16 protein-coding genes are annotated in these 22,827 nt (G+C 61.1%); 8 read left to right on the top strand and 8 right to left on the bottom strand.

What is annotated here, in order from left to right:
• Window positions 1–64: 64 nt before the first annotated feature.
• From ACN0X0_RS10255 to ACN0X0_RS10240, 4 genes are all read left to right on the top strand, one after another.
• Window positions 65–1,666, top strand: coding sequence for an ABC transporter substrate-binding protein (locus ACN0X0_RS10255; protein ID WP_417279085.1), 1,602 nt, complete (start codon window positions 65–67; stop codon window positions 1,664–1,666).
• Between the two features lie 107 nt (window positions 1,667–1,773).
• Window positions 1,774–2,721: an ABC transporter permease gene (locus ACN0X0_RS10250; RefSeq protein ID WP_417279084.1), complete on the top strand. Its 948-nt coding sequence runs from the start codon at window positions 1,774–1,776 to the stop codon at window positions 2,719–2,721.
• Entirely contained in the window at window positions 2,718–4,595 is a 1,878-nt protein-coding gene (locus tag ACN0X0_RS10245) for a dipeptide/oligopeptide/nickel ABC transporter permease/ATP-binding protein (RefSeq protein ID WP_417279083.1), read from the top strand. Before ACN0X0_RS10250 ends, ACN0X0_RS10245 begins: the two co-directional genes overlap by 4 nt.
• A complete protein-coding gene (locus ACN0X0_RS10240; RefSeq protein WP_417279082.1) occupies window positions 4,592–5,551 on the top strand; it encodes an ABC transporter ATP-binding protein in 960 nt (319 codons plus the stop codon). Before ACN0X0_RS10245 ends, ACN0X0_RS10240 begins: the two co-directional genes overlap by 4 nt.
• A 22-nt stretch (window positions 5,552–5,573) precedes the next feature.
• Here ACN0X0_RS10240 and metH read toward each other — a convergent pair whose 3' ends face one another.
• The 3 genes from metH to ACN0X0_RS10225 all read right to left on the bottom strand — a co-directional run bounded on the left by metH (window position 5,574) and on the right by ACN0X0_RS10225 (window position 10,558).
• Window positions 5,574–8,306 carry a methionine synthase gene (metH, locus tag ACN0X0_RS10235; RefSeq protein WP_417279081.1) on the bottom strand — a complete coding sequence of 911 codons (2,733 nt, stop codon included), beginning with the start codon at window positions 8,304–8,306 and terminating at the stop codon, window positions 5,574–5,576.
• Window positions 8,303–9,334: a homocysteine S-methyltransferase family protein gene (locus ACN0X0_RS10230; protein WP_417279080.1), complete on the bottom strand. Its 1,032-nt coding sequence runs from the start codon at window positions 9,332–9,334 to the stop codon at window positions 8,303–8,305. The genes metH and ACN0X0_RS10230 overlap by 4 nt, the downstream gene beginning before the upstream one ends.
• 138 nt (window positions 9,335–9,472) lie before the next feature.
• Window positions 9,473–10,558 carry a CobW family GTP-binding protein gene (locus tag ACN0X0_RS10225; protein ID WP_417279079.1) on the bottom strand — a complete coding sequence of 362 codons (1,086 nt, stop codon included), beginning with the start codon at window positions 10,556–10,558 and terminating at the stop codon, window positions 9,473–9,475.
• Window positions 10,559–10,874: 316 nt separating this feature from the next.
• Between ACN0X0_RS10225 and ACN0X0_RS10220 the strand changes: the two genes are divergently transcribed.
• The 3 genes from ACN0X0_RS10220 (at window position 10,875) to ACN0X0_RS10210 (ending at window position 14,925) form a co-directional block, all read left to right on the top strand.
• Window positions 10,875–12,161: an O-antigen ligase family protein gene (locus ACN0X0_RS10220; protein ID WP_417279078.1), complete on the top strand. Its 1,287-nt coding sequence runs from the start codon at window positions 10,875–10,877 to the stop codon at window positions 12,159–12,161.
• Between the two features lie 282 nt (window positions 12,162–12,443).
• Complete coding sequence (locus tag ACN0X0_RS10215) at window positions 12,444–14,660, top strand: GumC family protein (protein WP_417261725.1); 2,217 nt, start codon at window positions 12,444–12,446, stop codon at window positions 14,658–14,660.
• A gap of 55 nt (window positions 14,661–14,715) precedes the next feature.
• Window positions 14,716–14,925 (top strand): hypothetical protein, encoded by a 210-nt coding sequence (locus ACN0X0_RS10210; RefSeq protein WP_417279077.1) that lies wholly within the window; start codon window positions 14,716–14,718, stop codon window positions 14,923–14,925.
• A 221-nt stretch (window positions 14,926–15,146) separates the two neighbouring features.
• Here the strand turns inward: ACN0X0_RS10210 and ACN0X0_RS10205 are convergent, their stop codons facing one another.
• On the bottom strand, window positions 15,147–16,847 hold the full coding sequence (locus ACN0X0_RS10205) for a PQQ-dependent sugar dehydrogenase (protein WP_417279076.1): 1,701 nt from the start codon (window positions 16,845–16,847) through the stop codon (window positions 15,147–15,149).
• A 431-nt stretch (window positions 16,848–17,278) separates the two neighbouring features.
• On the opposite strand from ACN0X0_RS10205, the gene ACN0X0_RS10200 reads away from it, so the two are divergent.
• Window positions 17,279–18,496, top strand: coding sequence for a Gfo/Idh/MocA family protein (locus ACN0X0_RS10200; protein WP_417279075.1), 1,218 nt, complete (start codon window positions 17,279–17,281; stop codon window positions 18,494–18,496).
• Window positions 18,497–18,523: 27 nt separating this feature from the next.
• On the opposite strand, the gene ACN0X0_RS10195 is transcribed toward ACN0X0_RS10200, so the two are convergent.
• From ACN0X0_RS10195 to ACN0X0_RS10180, 4 genes are read right to left on the bottom strand one after another with little or no spacing between them, the layout of a single operon-like run.
• Window positions 18,524–19,348 (bottom strand): sulfotransferase family protein, encoded by an 825-nt coding sequence (locus ACN0X0_RS10195; RefSeq protein WP_417261729.1) that lies wholly within the window; start codon window positions 19,346–19,348, stop codon window positions 18,524–18,526.
• Window positions 19,349–19,406: 58 nt separating this feature from the next.
• Window positions 19,407–20,573, bottom strand: a complete 1,167-nt coding sequence (locus ACN0X0_RS10190) for a glycosyltransferase (protein ID WP_417279074.1) — start codon at window positions 20,571–20,573, stop codon at window positions 19,407–19,409.
• 1 nt (window position 20,574) lies between these two features.
• Window positions 20,575–21,573, bottom strand: a complete 999-nt coding sequence (locus ACN0X0_RS10185; RefSeq protein WP_417279073.1) for a glycosyltransferase family 2 protein — start codon at window positions 21,571–21,573, stop codon at window positions 20,575–20,577.
• Complete coding sequence (locus ACN0X0_RS10180; RefSeq protein ID WP_417279072.1) at window positions 21,567–22,781, bottom strand: glycosyltransferase family 2 protein; 1,215 nt, start codon at window positions 22,779–22,781, stop codon at window positions 21,567–21,569. Before ACN0X0_RS10180 ends, ACN0X0_RS10185 begins: the two co-directional genes overlap by 7 nt.
• Between the last annotated feature and the right edge of the window lie 46 nt (window positions 22,782–22,827).

Here is a 22,827-nt window from a genome sequence, read left to right as displayed (position 1 = left end):
ATCAATTTATCATGATAAATTATCCATTGCGCAAAACCGGGCGCAAAACAAGAGAGGAAACCCCATGTCACTCTTTCACGTCCCCCGCCACCTGACCCGCCGCGCGCTTCTGGGCGCGGGCACCGCGCTGGCTCTGACGCTCAGCCTGACCATGGGGATCTCCGGCGGCGCGCAGGCGCAAACCCCGCCCGGCGTGTTGATCGTCGGCCAGATCGCCGAGCCCAAGGCGCTCGACCCGGCCGCCGTCACCGCCGTGAACGACTTCCGCATTCTGATGAACGTCTACGACGGGCTCGTGCGCTACAAAGACGGCACGCTGGAGGTCGAACCGGCCTTGGCGACCGCTTGGGAGATCAGCGAGGACGGCACCGAATACACCTTCACCCTGCGCGAGGGGGTGACATTCCACGACGGCACGCCGTTTAATGCCGAGGCCGTGAAGTTCAATTTCGAGCGCATGCTCGATGAGAACCACCCCTATCACAACACCGGGCCGTTCCCCTTGGCCTTCTTCTTTTCCTCCGTCGACAGCGTCGAGGTGGTGGACGATCTGACGGTGAAATTCACTTTGAATGCGCCCTATGCGCCGTTCCTGTCCAATCTGGCCTATCCCACCGGCCTCATCGTCTCGCCCTCCGCCGTCGAGCAATATGGCGCCGAGTTTGGCCGCAACCCGTCCGGCACCGGGCCGTTCAAATTCGCCGAATGGCGGTCGAACGAGGCGGTGGTGATCGAGGCCAACCCCGATTATTGGGACGGCGCGCCGGCGCTTCAGGCCGTGGTGTTCCGTCCGATCACCGACGCCAACACCCGCACCGCCGAGATGCTGGCGGGCGGCATCGATTTGATGGTCGAAGTGCCGCCCGTGGCGCTGTCCGAATTCCAAAGCGACGCCTATCAGGTCTATGAACAAGCCGGCCCGCATGTCTGGTTCCTGATCCTGAACACCAAGGATGGCCCCTTTGCCGACGTCCGCGTGCGTCAGGCCGCCAACTATGCGGTGAACAAGGAGGCTTTGGTCAATGAGGTGCTCGAAGGCACGGCGGATGTCGCCGCTGGCCCCACGCCGCCTGCCTTCGCTTGGGCCTACAATGACGAGCTGTCGCCCTATCCCTATGATCCGGAGAAGGCCAAGTCCTTGCTGGCCGAGGCGGGCGCTGAGGGTGCCGAGCTGACGTTTTATGTGACCGAAGGCGGTTCGGGGATGCTTGATCCCATCGCCATGGGCACCGCCATTCAGGCCGATCTCGAGGCCGTGGGGTTCGATGTGAAAATCGAGACTTACGAGTGGAACACTTTCCTGGGCGAGGTGAACCCCGGCCTTGAGGGCAAGGCGGATATGGCCGAAATGGCCTGGATGACCAACGATCCCGACACGCTGCCCTTCCTCGCGCTGCGCACGGACGCCTGGCCCGAAGCGGGCGGGTTCAACTCCGGCTATTACTCCAATCCGAAGGTCGATGAATTGCTGGAAGCCGCGCGGGTTGCCACGGATCAGGACGAACGTGCTGCGCTCTACAAAGAGATGCAAACGATCGTGCAAGAGGACGCGCCTTGGGTCTTCGTCGCCAACTGGAAGCAGAACGCGGTCACCAGCGACAAGGTCGAAGGCTTTGCCCTGCAACCGTCTTTCTTCCTGCTGCTTGATGACGTCGTGAAGAACTGACGCGCGATAAAACCTGCGGGCGGCCCACGTCCGCAGGTTTTTTAGGGACATTCACACCGCAATTCGCCACTGCGGAGCCGCCACGGAACCGCCACAGGGAGCCGCGTATGACAGGCTATATTCTAAAACGACTTCTCTCGGCGATCCCGGTGCTGTTTGGCATCACGGTCATCGTCTTTCTGATCATGGCGCTCATCCCCGGCGACCCGGCCACCGCCATTTTGGGAAGCTACGCCACCCCCGAGAATGTCGCAAAACTGAACCGCGATCTGGGCCTCGATAAGCCATTGGTGCAGCAATATTTCATCTGGCTTGGCAATATGTTGCAGGGTGATTTCGGCACCTCTTTCGCGCTCAACCGCCCGGTGATCGACGAAGTTCTGGAGCGCTTCAACGGCACGTTGGTGCTGGCGGGCACGGCCTTTGTTCTTTGTTCCGTGTTGGGTGTCATGGCGGGGGTCATTTCGGCGGCCAATCAATACGGGCTGGCGGATAAGGCGATCACTTTCGTCGTGCTTTTGGGCATTTCGATCCCGTCGTTTTTCCTCGGCATGATGATGATCCTGTTTTTCGCCGTGAACCTGCGCTGGTTTCCGGTTTCCGGCATGTGGCCCATTTACGGTGATCGGACTTTGCCAGTGCTTCTGACCCATCTCGCCATGCCCGCCTTTGCCTTGGCCGTTGTCGCCACCGGCGTCGTCGCGCGGCTCTCGCGTTCGGCCATGCTCGAAGTGCTGCGACAGGATTTCATCCGCACCGCCCGGGCGAAAGGCGTGCATGAGCGCGGCGTGATCTGGCGCCATGCTTTGAAAGCCGCCATGGTTTCGATCATCCCGGTTCTGGGCATTCAGGCCGGTTTCGTGCTCTCCGGCGCGGTCTATATCGAGATCGTGTTCCAATGGCCGGGCGTCGGGCGGATGCTGGTCGATGCGATCCTCAAGCGTGACATTTTGCTGGTGCAAGGCGGGGTGGTCTTTGTCGCCGCCTGCTATGTGCTGTTCAACATCATGGTGGATGTGGCGCAGAGCCTGCTCGATCCGAGGATCAAGACATGACCTCCTTTCTCACCCTTCTGGCCCGCAACCGTCTGGCTTTGGCGGGGGGCATCGTGCTGTCGCTCGTCGTGCTCCTGGCGCTTTTGGCCCCGCTTTTGCCGCTCGCGGACCCGGATGTGACGCATACCTCGAACCGGTTCCAACCGATCTTTTCCGAGGGTGCTTTGCTCGGCACCGATCATCTCGGCCGCGATCTCTTGTCCCGGCTGATGTGGGGCACGCGGCTGTCGCTCGCGGTGGGGTTTGCCGCCGCCATCATCGCCGCCACGATTGGGGCAGGGATCGGCATCGTCGCGGGCTATTATGGCGGGCGGATCGACAATATCATCATGCGTGGCGTCGATATGTTGATGGCCTTTCCCTATATCCTCTTGGCGCTGGCCATCGTGGCCGCCCTCGGGCCGGGGTTGTTCAACGCGCTGATCGCTGTCTCCGCCGTCAACGTGCCCTTTTTCGCCCGCAACATTCGCGGCATCACCGTCGGCATCGCGCATAAGGAATTCGTCGATGCCGCCCGTCTTGCGGGCCTGTCCAACACGCGGATCATCCTGTCGGAAATTCTGCCCAATGTGATCCCGGTGATCGTCATCGCCATGTCTACCACCATCGGCTGGATGATTCTCGAGACCGCTGGCCTGTCGTTCCTCGGCCTCGGAAGCCAACCGCCGCAGGCCGATCTCGGGTCCATGCTGGGCGAGGCGCGTTCGGCGCTCATCACCAATCCGCACACCTCCATCGTGCCCGGCGTGATGATCCTGATCATCGTCATGTCGATCAACCTCTTGGGCGATGGGGTGCGCGATGCTTTGGACCCGCGTCTGAAGTCCGGCGCGCTGTCGCGTCCGATGGCCGCCACGCGTGTGGATCGCGCAGAGCAACCGCCCGCGCCGGAAGGGAAAGGCCTCTTGGAGGTCAAAGCTCTCGAAACCCAATTCCATATCAAGGACCGCATCTATCGCGCCGTGGGCGGCGTGGATCTGTCGGTGGAAAAGGGCGAATGCCTCGGCATCATCGGCGAAAGCGGCTCCGGCAAATCCGTGACGGCGCTTTCCATCATGGGCCTCGTCGCCTCGCCGCCCGGCGTGATCACCGGGGGTGCGGCCTATTATGAGGGCGAGGACCTGATCGGCGCGCCCTACAAGCGTCTGCGCGACATGCGGGGGCGCAATGTGTCCTATATTTTCCAAGACCCTCTGGCGACGCTGCACCCTCTGTACCGCGTGGGCGATCAGCTGATTGAGGCGATCCGTGCGCATCGGCCCATCGGGCGCGCGGCGGGCCGCGCCAAGGCCGTGGAATTGCTCAATGCCGTGCGCATCCCCAATGCCGAGAAACGCATCTCGGATTACCCGCATGAAATGTCGGGCGGCATGCGACAACGTGTCGGCATCGCGATGGCTTTGGCCAATGATCCCGACATCATCATCGCGGACGAACCGACCACCGCGCTTGACGTCACGGTGCAGGCGCAGGTGCTCACCATTCTTGATGATCTCAGGCGCTCGCGTGGCCTCGCCATCGTCTTTATCACGCATGATTTTGGCGTCGTGGCGCAGCTTTGCGACCGGGTTGCGGTGATGTATGCGGGGCGCGTGGTCGAGACGGGGCGCACAAGCGACATTCTGGAAGCCCCTCGTCATCCTTACACTGCGCGGCTCATGGCCTGTGTGCCGGAGCTTGGCGGCGGCAAGCGGCGGCTGGAGGCCATTCCCGGCCTGCCGCCTGTGGTCGACAAGCTGCCTGCGGGGTGCGCCTTTGCCGACCGTTGCGACCGGGCGCAGGACGCTTGTCGCCGTGAGGACATTGCACTGGCGCAGACCGGCCATCACGCCGTGCGCTGCCTGTATCCCGTGGCTCAGGAGGAGATCGCATGACCAACGCGCTCAAACTCACCGACCTGTCGAAAACCTTCCCGGTCGGTCGGTCGCTCTTTGGCAAATCCACCGGCTCGGTCAAGGCGGTGCATCCGCTGAGCCTCACGGTGGAGCAGGGGGAGACGCTGGGCATCGTCGGGGAATCCGGTTGCGGAAAATCGACGCTGGCGCGCATGCTCGTTGGGCTGTTGCCGCCGACCACGGGCCAGATCGAGATCGAAGGTGCCGCCTTGGATACCGCCGACCCGGCGGCTTTCGGCAAGCGCATCCAATATGTGTTCCAAGACCCGATTTCGTCGCTGAACCCGCGCAAGACCATTCGCCAGATCATGGAGGCGCCGCTCAAGCGCCTGCACCACATGGCGGCGGAGGCGCGGCGCCAACGGATTTCCGAGATTTTCGAAAGCGTCAATCTGCGCGAGGAATTCCTCGACCGTTACCCGCATGAATTCTCCGGTGGGCAGGCGCAGCGCATCGGCATCGCCCGCGCTTTGGCGGCGAACGCCCGTATCCTGATCCTGGATGAACCGGTCTCGGCTCTGGATGTCTCGGTGCAGGCGCAGGTGCTGAACCTCTTGGCCGATCTGCGCCGGAGCTTCGATCTGACCTACCTGTTCATCAGCCACGACCTGGCCGTGGTCGAAGCGGTCAGCGACCGGATCGCGGTTCTGTATTTCGGTTCTGTCGTGGAGGTTGGCCCCGCCGAAGAGGTCTTCGCCGCGCCCAAACACCCCTACACCAAATTGCTCGCCGACAGCGCGCCGGTGGTGGGGCGGGCTTTGACGCCGCCCGAGGCCGAGGGCACGGAACTGCCAGACCCGCTGAACCCGCCGCCGGGCTGTGCCTTTGCCGCACGTTGCCCGCGCGCCAGCGAGACATGCCGAGCGAGAGCACCTCGGCTCACCCCGGTCGGGGCAAGCTCAGAGGTGGCCTGTTTCCATCCGCTCTCAGAGTGAAACCGCCCTCTCAGGGCCTCTCTCAGGCAACTTCACCTTTCGGCGCGGCGACGCCCGCAGGCGTGTAGTTGAGAACCGGCGCGAGCCAGCGCTCGGCCACTTCGATGTCCATGCCTTTGCGGGCGGCGTAATCGGCGACCTGATCGCGTTCGACCTTGGCGACCCCGAAATAATAGGCGTCGGGGTGGCCCAGATAGAGGCCCGACACGGACGAGCCCGGCCACATCGCCATGCTTTCGGTCAGCTCGACCCCGGTGGCCGCTTCGGCGTCCAACAGGTTGAACAGCGTGACTTTTTCCGTGTGATCCGGCTGCGCAGGATAGCCCGGCGCGGGACGGATGCCGCGATACGGCTCGCCGATCAGCTCCTCGGGGCTGAAGGTCTCATCCGCCCCGTAGCCCCAATAGTCGCGCCGCACACGTTCGTGCAGAATCTCGGCCATGGCTTCGGCGTAGCGATCCGCGAGCGCCTTGACGAGGATCGACGAATAATTGTCATGCTCACGGTCAAAACGCTTGGCGATCTCCACTTCTTCGGGACCTGCCGTGACGACAAAGCCGCCGACATAATCCGCCGGTCCCCCTTCGGGAGCCACGAAATCCGACAGCGCGACATTGGGTTTGCCCGCGCGCTTCGCGTGTTGCTGGCGCAGGGTATGGAGCATGGCGAGCTCTTCCTTGCGGTCCTCGCCGGTGTAGAGCCGGATGTCGTCGCCCGTGGCATTGGCGGGCCAAAAGCCCACAACGGCGCGCGGCCCGAACCATTTTTCCTCGATGATCCGTTTGAGCATGGCTTGCGCATCGGCGAACAAGCCCCGCGCCGCTTCGCCCTGTTTCGGATCGTCAAGGATTTTCGGATAGACGCCTTTAAGCTCCCAGGTGCGGAAGAACGGCGTCCAGTCGATGTACTCGGCAATCTCCGCGAGGTCCCAATCCTCGATCACCTTTGCGCCAAAGAATTTCGGCGCATCGACCTTGTAATCGCTCCAGTCGATGGCAAAGGCGTTGCCGCGCGCGGTGGCCAGAGGCACGCGCAGTTTTTCGCGCTCGGAGCGTTCGTGGCGCTCGGCCACTTTGGCATATTCTTCTCGAATATCCGTGACATAGGAGGATTTGTTCGCAGCCGACAAGAGGTTGCCCACGACGCCGACCGCACGGCTGGCGTCCAGCACGTAGACCGCCGGACCCGAGTAGCGCGGGGCGATTTTCACCGCCGTGTGGACCTTTGATGTCGTTGCCCCGCCGATCAGAAGCGGAATGTGGAAATCCTCGCGCTCCATCTCGGCGGCCAGATGCACCATCTCGTCGAGGCTCGGCGTGATGAGGCCCGACAGGCCGATCACATCGACATTCTCCTCGCGCGCCACTTGCAGGATTTTCTGCGGCGGCACCATGACGCCGAGATCGACGATCTCATAGTTGTTGCACGCCAGAACGACGCCCACGATGTTCTTGCCGATGTCATGCACATCGCCCTTGACCGTCGCCATCAAAACCTTGCCCGCTGTCTGACGACCCTCGCCGCCATTGAGGCGTTTTTCCTCTTCCATATAGGGCAGGAGCACCGCGACCGCCTGTTTCATCACGCGGGCAGATTTCACCACCTGCGGCAGGAACATTTTGCCGGAACCAAAGAGATCGCCGACGACGTTCATGCCGTCCATCAGCGGGCCTTCGATCACATGGAGCGGACGCTCGGCGGCCTGACGGGCCTCTTCGGTGTCCGCCTCGATGAATTCGGTGATGCCGTTGACGAGCGCATGTTCGAGACGTTTCTCGACCGGCCACTCGCGCCACGCGAGATCGCGCACTTTCTCTTCGCGCTTGTCGCCGCGGAACCGGTCGGCGATGTCGAGCATGCGCTCGGTTGCCGTGCCGCCCGCTTTCGGCGCACGGTTCAGCACCACGTCTTCGCAGGCCTCGCGCAGCTCCGGGTCGATCTGGTCATACACCGCCAACTGACCGGCGTTGACGATGCCCATGTCCATCCCCGCCTTGATGGCGTGATAGAGAAAGACCGCATGCATCGCCTCGCGCACCGGTTCGTTGCCGCGGAAGCTGAAGGACAGGTTCGAGACGCCGCCGGAGATGTGACAATAGGGCAGGTTTTCCCGGATCCAACGCGTGGCTTCAATGAAATCGACGCCGTAATTGTCGTGCTCTTCGATCCCGGTGGCGACGGCAAAGACGTTCGGGTCGAAAATGATGTCTTCGGGCGGGAAACCCATTTCGTCCACGAGAATACGGTAGGCGCGGGCGCAAATCTCGGTCTTGCGCTCAAACGTGTCGGCCTGGCCCTGTTCGTCAAAGGCCATGACCACGACTGCCGCGCCATAGGCGAGACACAGCCCCGCGTGATGGCGGAACAACTCTTCGCCCTCTTTCAGAGAGATTGAGTTGACGACGGATTTGCCCTGAACGCATTGCAAACCGGCCTCGATCACCTCCCATTTCGAGCTGTCGATCATGATCGGCACGCGGGCGATGTCGGGCTCGGAGGCGATGAGGTTCAGAAACTCGATCATCGCCTGTTTTGAATCGATCAGACCCTCGTCCATGTTGATGTCGATGATCTGGGCGCCGTTCTCGACCTGATCACGGGCCACGTCGAGGGCGGTGGCGAAATCGCGGTTGACGATCAGCTTTTTGAACTTTGCGGAGCCCGTCACATTGGTGCGCTCGCCGACGTTCACGAAGGGAATATCGGGTGTCAAAACAAAGGGTTCGAGACCGGAAAGACGCAGGTAATGGCTCATGCGGAAATCTCCCGAGGGGCAAAAGAGGCGACGGCATCGGCGATGGCGGCGATGTGGTCCGGCGTGGTGCCACAGCAGCCGCCGACCACATTGACGAGACCCTCGCGGGCGAACTCGCCGACCTGTGCGGCGGTTTGTTCGGGCGTTTCGTCATATTGGCCGAAGGCATTGGGAAGGCCCGCGTTCGGATAGGCGCAGATCAGCGAAGAGCTGACCCCGGCCAACTCGGCAATGTGAGGCCGCATGGCGGCCGCGCCAAGCGCGCAGTTGAGGCCGACGGAGAAGGGGCGCGCGTGCATCACGGAATGCCAGAACGCCGTGGGGGTCTGGCCCGACAGGGTCCGGCCCGAAGCATCGGTGATCGTGCCGGAGATCATCACCGGAAGGCGCAGGCCCGCCTCGGCGAAGGCCTCGAAACTGGCAAAGATGGCGGCTTTGGCGTTCAGCGTGTCAAAGATCGTCTCGATCAGGATCAGGTCAGAGCCGCCGTCAATCAGGCCTTTGATCTGTTCGCCGTAAGCCACGCGCAGGTCGTTGAAACTCACCGCGCGGTAGCCCGGATCGTTCACATCGGGGCTGATCGAAGCGGTGCGGTTGGTCGGCCCCACGGCGCCCGCGACATAGCGTTTGCGACCGTCATGGGCCTCGGCGCGTTCGGCGGCGCGGCGCGCGACCTGAGCGCCTGCGACGTTCAGGTCATAGACCGCGTGTTCGAGGCCGTAATCCGCCTGTGCGATGGTGGTCGAGGAGAACGTGTTGGTCTCCATGATATCCGCGCCCGCCTTGGCGAAACGGTAATGGATTTCCTCGATCACAGACGGCTGGGTCAGGGACAACAGATCGTTGTTGCCCTGCTGTGGGTGATTGGATTTCAGATCATAGGACCCGTCGCCCTGGAAATCGTCCTCGGTGAGGCCAAAGGTCTGCACCTGCGTGCCCATGGCGCCGTCGAGAATGATGATCCGCTCTGCGGCGAGTTTGCGCAAGGCGGTGAGGCTGGGGGCATCTGGGAGAGAGAAATTGATCATGGCGCTCCTCGGGAACTGGGTGCGTTGGATTGCGTGCCACCCGCAAGCGCCGGATGCGCAAAAGGGGCGTTGGGGGGATATAGTCTCAGTTGAACATGAGCGGTAGCGAATAATTCTTAAGATAATGATGAGCGAAATTCATCTGGACGGCATGAGAGGAAGGCCCGCCTGTCCGATCCGCTCAAACTGCGCCTGAAGCGCGGGGGCGTCGAGATGCGTGCCGATCAGCACCAGCCGGGTGCTGGCCTGACCATTGGGCCAAGCCTCCAGCCGCTGTAGCGGGTAAAGCCGGTGGCCGACGGCATGGACCAGCGCCGGGGTGGTGGGGTCGTCGCTCAGCGCAACAAGACCCTTGATGCGCAAGAGACCGTTTTCGGGTCTGCGGCACAGGGCGCCCAGAAAGGCCAAAAGCGCGGCTTCGGGCAGGGGCGCCTCTGCGGTCAGGGTCAGCGCCGTGACATCGCCATGTCGGTTGAGATCGTGAAACGCCCCGCAGGCGTGGTCGTGATCGGCGGCGAGCCATGTGGCGACATCCTCGCCCTTGCCAAAGGCGGAATAGCTTCCGGCCTCAAGCAGCATGCCGGGGTCAAACGCGGGGTCCCCGGCCCGATGCACCTGTGCGGTGGCGTTCAGGGCGTGGAGCCGATCTGTCACCTCCGCCAGCGTCTCCGGCGTGACCTCATCGACATGGGTGAGCACGAGATGATCGGCAAAGGCGATCTGACGCAGGCTTTCGGGATGCTCAGCAAGTGCAACGTCAAGCCCCGCGACATCGACCACCGTGGTGACCGACGAGAGCCGAAACATGCGGGCGACCATGTGATCGCGCAAGCCCATGGCCGGAAGCCCGCCGGGAATGAGGCTGTTGAGGATCGGCGCGGGGTCCGCGAGACCGGTGGTCTCGACAATCACCCGCGAAAAGGCGGGGAGGCTGCCGTTTTGACGTCCGACCAACAGGCGCTCCAATGAACTGCGAAGATCGCTCCCGGCGGTGCAACAGATACAGCCCGAGGTGGTCACCATGACGCGTTCGGAGCCTTCGCCGACCAAATCCTTTGTGATCAGGTCCTGATCAATGGGGACGAGGCCGAATTCATTGATGATCAGCGCGGTGTCTTGAAAGCGCGGGTCCTGCAAGAGCCGGTTCAAAAGCGTGGTTTTGCCCGCGCCGAGAAAGCCGGTCAGGAGGTGGACGGGAAGCTGATCAGAGGAGGGGCGTGCCATGTGCGCAGTGTCTCACGAGGATGGCCTGGGGGCAAGCGGCGGCGGATCACCAAAAGGATCACCGGGCGGGCCAACACGTGAGTCTCAAACCCGCGCAAGCCGGACCAAACAGGCCCAAGACGTTCGCGTTGCGCTGGAAAACCAAGCATCAGCCCCCTCAAAACGCGCAAAATAAGGCGGCTTGGCGCGTTTTTAGGCACAAATGCCTCAAGAAAAGAGTGGGTCGGGCGGGAAACCTGCATGTAATGTCATAGAAGCATGCTTTTGTGATCGGGTGTCAGGCCCGCGTTCGGCGTGTAAGAAGAGTGATCTGAGTATGATGACGCCAGAGGGGACAATCTATCCCACCGCCCCCCGTCCGCCTCTGCGGGCAGGTCGGGGCAGGGCGCGCTATGAAGAAGGCTGGTTCGGGCTGAGTGCCAAGCTGCGCGATCATCTCTTGCTGACGCTCTGGCTGGTGGTGACCTTCAAACAATTCCCGATGGACGAGCTGATCCTCTATCCGCTGTCTCTGTATTTCGGCTACGCCTTTGTGCGCGACATCGACGAGCTTTTCCCGATTGTCGCGAAATCCTGGGTGCTGTTCCTGTTTCCGATCTGGTGCACGATGTCGGTGCTTTGGGGCGTCAACCCGAGCACCATTATCAAATCCGCCGCGCAGGGCTTTCTGACCGTGATGATTTGCTACTGCGTGGCGCTCAGGCTCGAGCGGCGCGATGTGCTTGTCTCGCTGGTCTTTGCGGCGGGGATCTTCGCCATCGCCTCGCTCATTTTGCCCGCGACCGGCGGCAAGGCTTCGCGCGGGGTCTTTGCTTCGAAAAACTCCATGGGTCTCAATATGGTGATCCTCTGGACGGCGGCGCTTTGCGTGACGCTCGACTATGGTCAACATCGCCTTATTCGCCTTGCTGCGGGCATTCTGGCGGCCTGTGCGCTGGCCTTGGTGTTCATTTCCAACTCCGCCACCGCCGTGCTTTTGGCCTTTGCGCTCATGTTGGTGATCCTCCTGTCGAAAATCCTCGAAGGCCGGGGGCTGTTTCATCCCGCCATTCTGATGATCCTGACCTTGGGGCTGAGCCTTTTGTTGATCGGCGCCTCTTTGGTGTTCTCCGCCGCAAATGTCGATGTGATTGGCCTTGTCCTCGATGAGTTCGGCAAGGACGCGACGCTGACCGGGCGCACCGTGCTTTGGGGCTATGCCTTTGAGCAGATTAAGGAACACCCGCTTTTGGGTGTGGGCCATGGCGGGTTCTGGAACCCGCGCGACTGGACCCATGTCTCGCGCAAGATTTTCATCGACTTCCACAAGGACTTCAACGCCTCCTTCACCTTTCACAACGCCTATCTTCAGACCGCTGTGCACCAAGGTCTGATCGGGCTGGGAATTGCGATCATGGCGTTTTTCTTTTCGATCTGGCAGGTCTTCGCCGCGATGATCCGCAAATGCGAGATGCCGCAGGCGTTTTTCGTGGGCATTGCTCTGATGATCCTGGCGCGCAACATGACGGAGCCGGGGCTGATGACGCCCTTCGCGCTCATGACGATGGTGCTCTACATGGGGGCGCTGATCGGGGTGCGGGAGCGGGTCTATGGCCCATCCTGACCGGGGTTTCGAGTGTTTTACTATGGTAAACAAATCCCTGTTACAGTCAGGTTTATATCGTGTGCAGAGGAAAATCGCCGCTCAAAAAATGAGCGTCACGGGAATTACCGGCCTTCGCGGGGGAAATTCCTTGATTGCGCATCGGCGGTTGAGAAAGCTGGTTGAGAAAGCTGAAGGTGAGGCCGGGGCGCATGTTGCGTGTCCGGCGTGGGGGTTGAGACATTGCGACGAGGCCAGCATCTGTGCGCTGGCCAGTGCAAGGGGCTTAGAGAGGGTGTGAGTATGAATCAGTATAGCGGTGTGCCGGCGTTGTCGAAAAAGGACTATGGGCCGCAAGATCACGCGTCGTCTCCATCGGAGTTCGAAGCCCCGAAAATGCACCTGAGCGATCTCATTCAACTGATCAAGGACGGGCGCAAGACCATCGCGATGTTTGCGGGCACGGCCATCGTTTTGACCGGTCTGTTGCTGTTGAATGCGACCCCGCGCTACGAGGCCATCTCTCAGATGCTCTTGGGCGAACAGGGATTGAGCGCGCAGAACAGTTTCGATCTGGTCGAGGAACAGAATCTCACGAGCTCGGTGATCGAGGGCGAGCTGGCCGTGCTGCGCTCGAACGTCTTGCTGCACCGGGTGGCGGAGCGGCTCGAGCTTGAGACCGTGCCGGAATTCAATCCCGCCGTATTGGATGGCGACGGCCCGTCTTTCATCGGCGGGCTCAAATCCTGGCTGAAATCTCTGGTTCCTGATTTCGACGCGGATCGCGGGGCTGAGATCGCAGAGGTTGAGAGCCAGATCTCCATGGCGGCCTCGGCGAGCGCCACGCAATTGGGCGAATATCGGGATATCGTCGGCAAGCTGCGCCGCTCTTTCTCGGTGCGTCAACAGGGCACATCCTATGTGGTGCAGGTGACGGCGGAGTCCGAGAACCCCGATCTGGCCGCCGCTTTGTCCAACACTTTGATGGACGAATATGTGAAATTCCTGACCGACAAACGCTTTGATGCGGCGCAGGAATTCACCCATTGGCTGGAGGTTCGGGTGAACGATCTAGCCGTGACACTCGAAGAATCCGAGCGCGCCGTGGTCGATTACCGCGCCCGGATGGAGGCCGATGCCGACAACCGCTCGCGTCTCGATCAGCAGATGACCGAACTGACCACGCGGCTCGTGCAACAGCGCGCCGAACTGGCCCAGATCAACGCGCTGCGTGACAAGATGAACGAGATGCTGGAGAACGACGGCCCGCTGGCCGCGCAGCTTTTGTCCTCGTCTGAAGAGATGGTCGAATATCGCAGCCAGATGTCGAGCCTGCGCCAGCGCGAGGCCAATGCGGTCGGTCGCTTTGGCGAGGATTCCGCACAGGTTGCCTCGATCCGTCGCACCATTGAACAGCTTGAAGACGCCATCGAAACCGAGGTGCGGCGCGAGTTGGACCGGCTGGAAAACCAGCGCGAGGTTCTGACCGTGGTCGTCGGTTCGATGGACAATTCGCTCTCGGAACTGTCGCGGCTCATGCTCAACCAGTCGGGCGAAGAAATCCAGCTGAGCCAGCTCAGACGCGTGGCCGATGCCAACCGTCAGGTCTATCAACAATTCCTCGGCCGCTTCAAAGAGCTGAGCGAATTGCAGAGCCTGCAAAGCCCGGATGCCGAGGTAATCTCCTACGCCAACCCGCCAAGTTCGCCGGTCTATCCGCGCCGCAAACTGTCGCTGATCCTCGCGGCCATCGGCGGCGTGTTCCTGGGCGTCGCTTATCTTTTGATCCGCAACATGCTGCCGCAGAAGCTTGGCTCGGAACAGCAATTGGCGCAGGGCACGGGCGTCGGTGTTTACGGCACGGTGAGTGGCGTCAGCGACGATTTGTTGCTCTATGATCTGTGCAGCAAGTTGAACAGCAAACCCGATAGCGATCTGGCGAAACAGGCGATGCGTCTGGCCAATAACGTCGATATGCGGGCAGGAGGGGCAGCGCGCACGATCCTTGTGAACTCGGACACCGACCGCATCGACCGGCTGCACACGGTGGTGATGCTGGCCTGGGCGCTGGCGCGCAAGGGCCGCAATTGCGTCTTCCTCGATGCCGACATCCGGGGCGCGCAGCTGTCGTCCAAACTGGAATATCTCAAACCGAAAGCGACCCTCGCCGATGTGCTCTACGGCAATGGCGCGGTCGAGGATGCGCTGACCCGGATGCCGCGGGTGGGGGCGTTTTTCATGCCGACCGAAACCATGACCGGCGCCAACCCCGCCGTGGTGTTCGACACGGAGAAATACCACGAGGTGATGCAGGCGCTTCTGGCCGAGGCTGACACGGTGATCATCGCGCCGCCCCCCGCCACGAGCTTTACCGAAGCCTATACGGCGACGGATGCGGTGGACGCGAACCTCTTTGTCGTCCGCGCAGGCACTTTGACGGCGTCTGAACTGAGCGAGCCTCTGACCATCGCGCAATCCGCCAAGGCGCAGAATTTCGGGTTGATCATGACGTCGGCGTGAGGGGGAGTGTTTCAGCGTCTTAAGACTTGTGAAATGATAACCCGTGGAGATTACAATGAATGCACAAAACCTTGGAGCAAACTATGTTTTGACGGCGCTCTTGCCGCGTTTGGAAAAACTTATGCCGGGTCTGCGCGAAGAGCTTTTGGCGGGCATCAAGGCAGACAAAGAGGCGATCAAAAAAAGCGGAAAACTGACCGCTGACGTTGAAGAAATCTTTTGCTCTGCGAAGAAAATCCTTGCGCATTCAGGGCATGAGAAATGAGTGCCGGAATACAGTAAACCTAAAGCATTTTTCGTTTAATCTGAATTAAATTGAGCGAAAAACGTTGCCATACTGAATTGATATTGCTGCGTTTCTCAAAAATTGAGTGCCTCAAGTTTTTGAGAAACGCTTTATACACATCTCTTTTACGAAAAAGACCACCGCGCGGTGGTCTTTTGAGTCTCATAGTGGCCGTTTCAGATTGTGAAGCGTCTCACAGCTCACAGTTCACACAGGGCCTTCGAAATCGCCAGAGAGACATTCTCGTTCTCGATGCCTTCCCAGCCCATGCTGGTGTCCGGCAACATGCCGAAGGGATCGGAGATATAGGCCTGAAGTGTCTGTTCGGTCCACACTCCGCCCAGTTTGTCCAAGGCGCCGGAGTAGCCTTCGAAGGGGCTGTTGCCCGGCTCGCGGCTACAGATGTTGTGCAGCGAGGGCCCCGCGCCATTGTCCACGCCTTCGAGCAGGCTATGGCATTGCAGACAGGCCGCCATGGTCCCGTCCGCCGCCGCCAGCACATCGGCGTCCGCGGCGTAAGTCGTCAACAGCTCGTCAAAGCGTGCCATCGGATCGGGGCCGGTGTCGGCGGTCAGGAACGACAGGCGGCGGTCGTCGGTGTAGAGCACGATGGTCTTGCCGCCGTGGATCGCATCCATATCGCGGATGCGCATATCCACGTTGATCGGCTCGACATAGATGCCGCGACCGTCCTCGATATGCACCCGATGCACCGCGCCGCTCAATGCGCCGACAAGGACGTCTCCGTCCCAGGCGTAATGGAAATTCTGCACCGCCAGCGCCGAGGAGGGCGCAATCGAGGGCACAAAGGCGATCACCGGTTTGTCGTAGCCGTCATGATTGGCGTGGCGGTCGCCGTTGCCCGCGGGCTGGCGGTTGTATTTCGTGCCAAAGCTCACCGCCGGAAAGCCGAAATTCGCGCCCTCGAACACGAGGTTCAACTCGTCACCGCCCTGCATCCCGTGGTCCGAGACCCAGATGCGCCCCTCTGCATCGACGCTCAGCCCTTGCGGGTTGCGCAGGCCCTTGGCCACGGGCGTCTTGTCGCCGCTCTCGATGTTGACCAAAAGGACCTTGCCATAATCCATATCGTCCGATTGGCCGATGGCATGGGTGAAATCGCGCTCTGCAAAGCGGTCGGCGCGCTCATAGGCGCCCGAGGACCAGGCGATGCGCCCGTCGGGCATCCGGTCCATCCGACCGCCCGCCTCAAGGCCGAACATGCCCTTGCCGGTGGTGAAAAGTTCAAGGCAGGGCTCGGTGCGCGCGATCACGATCCAATCGTCGGCTTCGGCATTCCACGTGGTCGGGTCCATGCCCTGAACAGCCAGACGCGCCATGGCGCTTCCAAAGCATTTCTGCTCCGGCAGCCATTCCGTGTAGGACAGCAACAGATAGCCCGCGCCCTCTTGCGCACGGGCGTAGTAAAAGATGTCGTTAAATCGCATCCAGTTGAAGTTGATCTCGATCTGGCCCAATTCGCCCGCGTCCACTTGCGCCTCAAGTGCCGCGCGGTGGTCATCGGGCGGCGCAACATTCAGCTCATGGACCACGGCGTCGGTGACCGAATACATCTTGCCGACGCGGTCGGTGACCAGAACCGTGTCTTCGCCGATGGTGCCAATGCCGCCCGCGAAATCCTTGGCCGAGGCAGGTAGAAAGATCGTCTCCTGCGACAGGATCGCCCGGTTGGTGACCCGACGCTCGGGCTCCGGTTCGGCGCCCGCGTTGAAGTAGGAATTGTACATCCCGTTCAACTTGTAATGAATTTGCGCCGGAAAACTGAACCGGTTCTGCATTTCCGTGTTGAGCGCATATCCCGCCCAAATCCCACCGCCGAACAGTCCGGCCAGACAGACAATGACCACAAGGGCCAGCGCCAAGATACGCTTTCGTGACATGTTTAATCCCCCGCCAAGATACTCATCACTCTACCACACCACAGGTACTCTGACTGTACGACGGATTGGTAACGAGGTGAACGCTCGTGAAATGCCGCCGGGGGTACAGCGTGAGTCGCCCGCGTCAGAGCCACAATCCTGTGACAATTTTGGGCGCTCCTTGAGCAAGTGGTCAAAAAGAAATCGCTTGGAGAAAGCCGTGAGCGCCAACAAGCCGCGCCACGGGGGGTGAGTCCTCGTGAAACTGGACGGAAAGGGCGGCTCTGCGTAGGCTTTTTCTGACGACAAGGGCCAAGACGCAAGATCGTTACGATCACTGTGTCATTCTAGACCTGTGCCATGTTGGACCTGTCGTTTGGCGATGCAGCGGGCTGGACCGGCATCGCATGTTTCTGAGTGTCTCTAAGAACAGTTTCAGTGGGGGGATCAACATGAATATGGCCAACAATGTTTCGGAGTCCGTCTCCGAAGCCTCGGTGGATGTCACGGCAAAGGCCGGTACAAAGGTGGCGGCCAAAACCGGCATCGCCTTTCTCGGCTGCGGCTATGTCGCGGATTTCTACCAACAGACCTATGCCAATCACAAAAACAGCCTGACGCTGCACGGCATCTGGGATCACGACAGGGCGCGGCTTGAAAAATTCGCCGCGTTTTACAAACTCGAGTGCTACGCCAGTTTCGAAGAGATGCTCGCGGACCCGGAGGTCGAGATCATCGTGAACCTCACCAACCCCCATGCGCATTACGCCACAAGCAAGCGCATTCTGGAGGCCGGGAAACACGTCTATTCCGAAAAGCCTCTGGCGATGGAGATCGACCAGGCGCGCGAATTGGTGGCGCTGGCCGAGGAGAAGGGGCTTCAGATCGTCTCCGCCCCCTCATCGGTTTTGGGCCCTGCGGCGCAGCGGCTCTGGCAGGCGGTGCGCGAGCGCGAATTGGGCACGCCGCGTCTGGTCTATGCCGAGATTGACGACGGGTTGATTCACAAGATGGGCTATGAGAATTGGCTCAGCTCATCGGGCACGCCCTGGCCCGCAAAGGATGAGTTTTACACCGGCTGCACACTGGAACATGCGGGTTATATGCTGAGCTGGCTGGTGGCGATGTTCGGCCCGGTCACAGAGGTCACGAGCTTTGCGAGCCTCTGTATCCCGGACAAGGGCGGCGACACGCCCGAGAATTACACCACGGCGGATTTCTCCTGCGCGCTTTTGCGGTTCGAGAGCGGCATGACTGCGCGTCTGACCAATTCCATCATCGCGCCGCATGATCATCGCTTGCGGATTTTCTGCGACGGGGGCGAGCTTTGCGCCCATGAGGTTTGGAACTTCCACACACATGTGGACGCCTATCCTCTGCCGCAAAACAAAATCCAGCGCGGGATGGAGAAATTCCTTCATATGCGGCCGAAACGCAAACTGGCGGTGGCGAAGAACCCGGAGACCAAATTCGCCGAGGGCGGCCATCCGATGGATTTTGTGCGGGGCGTGGCCGATATGGCGGCTGCCGTGCGTGAGGACCGCCCGGCGCGGCTGGGCGGGGCGTTCTCGCTGCATATCACCGAGGTGACGCTGGCGATTCAATATCCGGAGATTTACGGCACGCCCTATGTGCCGCAAAGTCGACCGGCGCCGATTGAGCCCGTGTGATATAATCTGCTGTGAGCGCGTGCGCGTCTACCGAAACTCGCTCTGAAACTCCGCCCATTTCGGCGCGAAATCTGCCTCCAGACGCGCCCGTGTCTTGGGCGGCAGTTCGGACGGCACTTTGAGCGGCTTGCGCAGCAGTTTCTTGCCCATGGCAATCACGCCCTTGGGCATGAGCATGTTCAGCCGGTCGTAGTATTTCCACCGTCGGAGCCGCGCCAAAAGTGCGCCGTCCATGCCTTGGTTCTCACGTTTGTGCAGCGCCTGTTGTTCTGAGAGCGCGGCCAAGGCCGTCTCGGACGCGTCGACATCCAGAAACTCAAGCACCTGCGCGTGGACCGTATCCTTGTCGGCCTTGTAGTCGTCCAGAAACAGCACCAAAATCTGATCGTCGGGGAAATGCTGGCGCAGGGTCTCGACCGTGGCGCCGTAATCACTTGTGCCGACAATCTCAGGCCATTTGTCGAGGGCCTCGTCAATCGGCACCACCTCGCGGGCATTGGACAGCATCTGGACGTAATGGCTTTCGATCCGGTCAATCGGGTTGCGCACCATCATGATGAGCTTGGCGTCTGGGATCGTGTCGGCGATCCGCTCCGCCGTGCGCTCGACGCAATGGGACATCGCGTAATCCGGCGTGCCCTCCATCAAAAGCGCACCGTCCGGGGCGGGGTCGAACAGGCTTTTGTACCACTCCATGTCCCGTTTGGTGAACAGGTCATTGAAGAAATGCGTTTCCTTCTTGGGATACATGTAGATGTCAGGGTGTCGCATCAAGGCACCGCAAAGCGTGGTGGTGCCGGATTTTGGGGTGCCGATCACGATGGCATGTGGAAGGTCGCGTTTCTTGTCCATAGGGTACATCTCCTAGGGGGTTAACTCCTGAAAAGAGGATTGAGGATTAGGCATGGGCTTAGTCTTTCCGATAAGCATCGCCACGATGAGCGGCCAGCGCGCGCTGGGCCATCTCATGCATGACGGCGGGTGGTTCAACGAAGGTGTCGCGGGGCAGGGCGGCCAGCGACCGGCGCAGCTCCAACATGGGGGAGGGATCATTCAACAGGTGCTGGACCAGCGGGATGAAATGATTTTCCACCGGATCGCCCACGATCAACCCGATGCCATGATCATGCAGCCATTTGGCGGTCTCTGTGCCCTCAGGCGCAAACGCCGGCACGCCGAAATAGCCGCCCTCATAGACCCGGTTGGGTAAAAGCCACAGCGAATTGAACCCCGCCTCATACCAATCGCCAGCCCAGACCAGATCGACCTCGCCGTAAATCTGGTTTAAATCCTCGGGCGCCTTGTAGCGGCCGTGATAGGTGATGTTGGGGAAGGGAGCGATTTCGCCTTCGAGATCGGGAATGACCGAGAGCGCCGGATAGCCGCGCAGCACGATCTCGACCGCATGGGGGAAATGTCGGGCGAGGTCTTTGAGCAACTCCAGCGAGCGCCGACAGCGCAGATTGCCGAACCAGCCGACGCGCAACCGCCCCGGAATATGCGGCAGGGCATGTTCTGGCCGCGGCCCGAAGGCGTCGCCCTCGATCAGCCGGTTCTCGATCAGCATGTGCTGATAGCACCCCGGATAGTAACGCCGGAAATGTTCCTCTTCGAAGCGCGGAGAGGAGACGACGATGAGATCGCTGGCCTCGACCAGCCGTTTCTCGAACTGACGGAACGCTTTTGCCGACAAGGCATCGCCCGCCAGCCGGTGGTGAATATCAAGGCATTCGTAGACCACGGGCACTGAGGATTTCATCAAGCGGCGCACCCTGAGCGCGGTCGCCAGCATGTCAAGATTGCGCGCATAGAACAGATCCGCCCTCTCCACAGTGGCGCGCTGGGCGAGCGCGGTTTTGGCGCCGGTAAAGATGGATTTGACCCGATGCACATAGTCATTGTCATGGGTCTCGCCCAGATCGACCCAATCGAAGGGCACGGGCGTGGCCTCGCCGCGTCGGGGCATGAAGCCGGTGACGTCAAACCCCGCCCGCTGCATCGCGATGGCGCGGCGGCGGACGGCGGAATCCTTGGCGTTATGGCCGAAAAAGGCGATATGTTTGATCTCACCGGACATCTCAGCGCCCCGCCTTGCGCGCCTGCGCGAGGCCGACCAGAAAGCCGATCCCCCAAGAGGTGTGCATCGCCGCCAGCGCCGGAAGCGCCACAAGACCGCAAAGCGCCTGATGCTTTTGCGCCATGAGGATCGCAACCCCGCTCAGGAGCAGCAGGTAGAAAACCGGCCAGATCAGCCCCAAAAGGCTAAAGGGCAGTATCAAAAGCGACAGCGCCAAAAGCAGCACATGCACCACCGGGATCATCTGGCGCGGCGCGGGCATATCGCCATGTTTCATGCAATTGCGCGCCCGCCCGACACCGTATTTGTAATATTGCCGCCACAGCCCGTGCAGGCTGTCGCGCGGGAAATAACCGATGCGAATGCTGGCATCGAGCCAGATTTTGCGCCGGGATGCGATGAGGCGGCGGTCGAACTCGGCGTCCTCATTGGCGATGAAACTGGTGTCATAGCCCCCGATGGCGCGAAAGGCGTCGAGGCGAAAAGCGGCGTGGTGACCATGCTCGACATAACCCGATTTGACGCCGCCGCGATGCGGTGAGCCGCCCGCGCCAAGCTTGCTGTCGGCGACAAAGGCTAGGCCGCGACGAAAACAATTCCCTTCCGCCACCGCATCCATCGGGATGACAATCGAGGCAATATCGGGTTGCCGGTCCAACTCGGCACACAGGCGCGAGATGAAATCGGACGGGTAGGCGGCATGGGCGTCACAGCGGATCGCGATGTCATAGGCCTCGAACTCCGGCGCCAGAAGCATGTTCATCGCATGGGCCTGAGTGCGTTTGGGATTGTGCCGCAATTCGAGATTGGGAAAGCGCGTGGCGAGGCCATCGACGATCCCCTGCGTGCCGTCGGTGGAGCCGCCATCGGCCACGATCACGCGAGCCTGCCCCGCCACCGCGTCCTGCGGCAAAAGTTGCGTTAGAACGGCCTCAATGTGTCGCGCCTCATTGAGGGTCGGGATCAGCACAATGATGCGGTCGGGCGGGGTCTTTACCATGCGTAGGCCTCCAGCGGCAGCCGGTCGCGTTCCGTGAGCGTCCGTCCGGTGGCGGTCGGGATCGACCAAGGCGGCAGGGCGGCCAAAAGGGCGGTGATCGCCAGCACCTCGGTGGGGTTTTTGCCCTTGATCGCCTCGCGCAGCCGCCAAACCGCCCCACGCGACAGCGCCCGAGCCAAGGATTTGCCCGCCGCCGCACGTTTCGAGATGTCGAGAATGCGTTTGCGCGTGGGGGTCTCAAACAGCTCCTGCGCGCCATGTTTGCCCGCCACGGCCCGGATCGCGATCCGGCATTCCTCGGGGCTTAAGGCCAATTCGGGACGGATCAGAACAGCCGCTTCGAAATCTTCGAGGGCTTGGCCCCAATCGCGCCGCCGGGCATAGACCGCGCCGCGCTGCAACAGGGCCGCGCGGGTGCATAGTTCCGGCGTGTCGCAGTCGAACATCGCCTCGTACAGAGACAAAGGAATACGGTCGCGCAGCCGTTCGAACACGACTTTGTCGGCGTTGCGCCACACATCGTCCGAGGATTTTGCGGCATGGCGTTGCCAGGCGGGGCCGCGCTCGCCGTCGTGTTTGCGTTGCAAAAACACCGTGTCCTCGATCACCTCCGCCGGGTAGCGCGCCATCAGCCGCACCGTCATGTCGTAATCGATCGAACGCGCCAGATCGACGGAGAAGGGCCCGACCTTGTCATAACAGGCGCGGCGCACCAGCGTGGCGTTTTGAAAAAAGAAGATGTCTTCGAGCACATGGCGCAGGGGGCTACCGGAGGTGAGGTTCGGCCAATAGCCCGCGTCGCTCAGCTCTTTTGCGCCACTTTCAGGCGCGGTGGAAAACCGATTGTGCGCGCCTGCGGCCAGGCCGACCTCGGGCTTTTTATCCAAGATGGCGGCCAGTTTTTGCGTCGCATCCGGCAGGGCGATATCATCATCGTCACAAATCCAGATATAATCACCTTGAGCCAGCTCCATGGCCTGATTCAATGCGGCGGACTTTCCGGCATTCTCTGCGCGCCGATAGTCGATCCTCGCGCCCTCATTGCGCAGATAGGGGGCTATGATGTCGGAAGTGTTGTCTGTTGAGCCGTCATCCCAGACGATGATCTGCGAGACTGCCCGTTTTTGCAGCAAAATCGCCTCGATCGCCTCGGCGAGAAGGGCCCCGCGATTAAAAGTTGGCACAAGCGCGGTAATTTGCGCAACCATAACAGTGTTCCCCCGTACAACATGGCCAGATGGTGTCTGGCTCTAG

The organism is Celeribacter sp. (genome assembly GCF_048270365.1).
Taxonomy (GTDB): domain Bacteria; phylum Pseudomonadota; class Alphaproteobacteria; order Rhodobacterales; family Rhodobacteraceae; genus Celeribacter.
The sequence above is the reverse complement of the archived record's forward strand: the minus strand, read 5'-3'. Positions and strand labels throughout refer to the sequence as shown.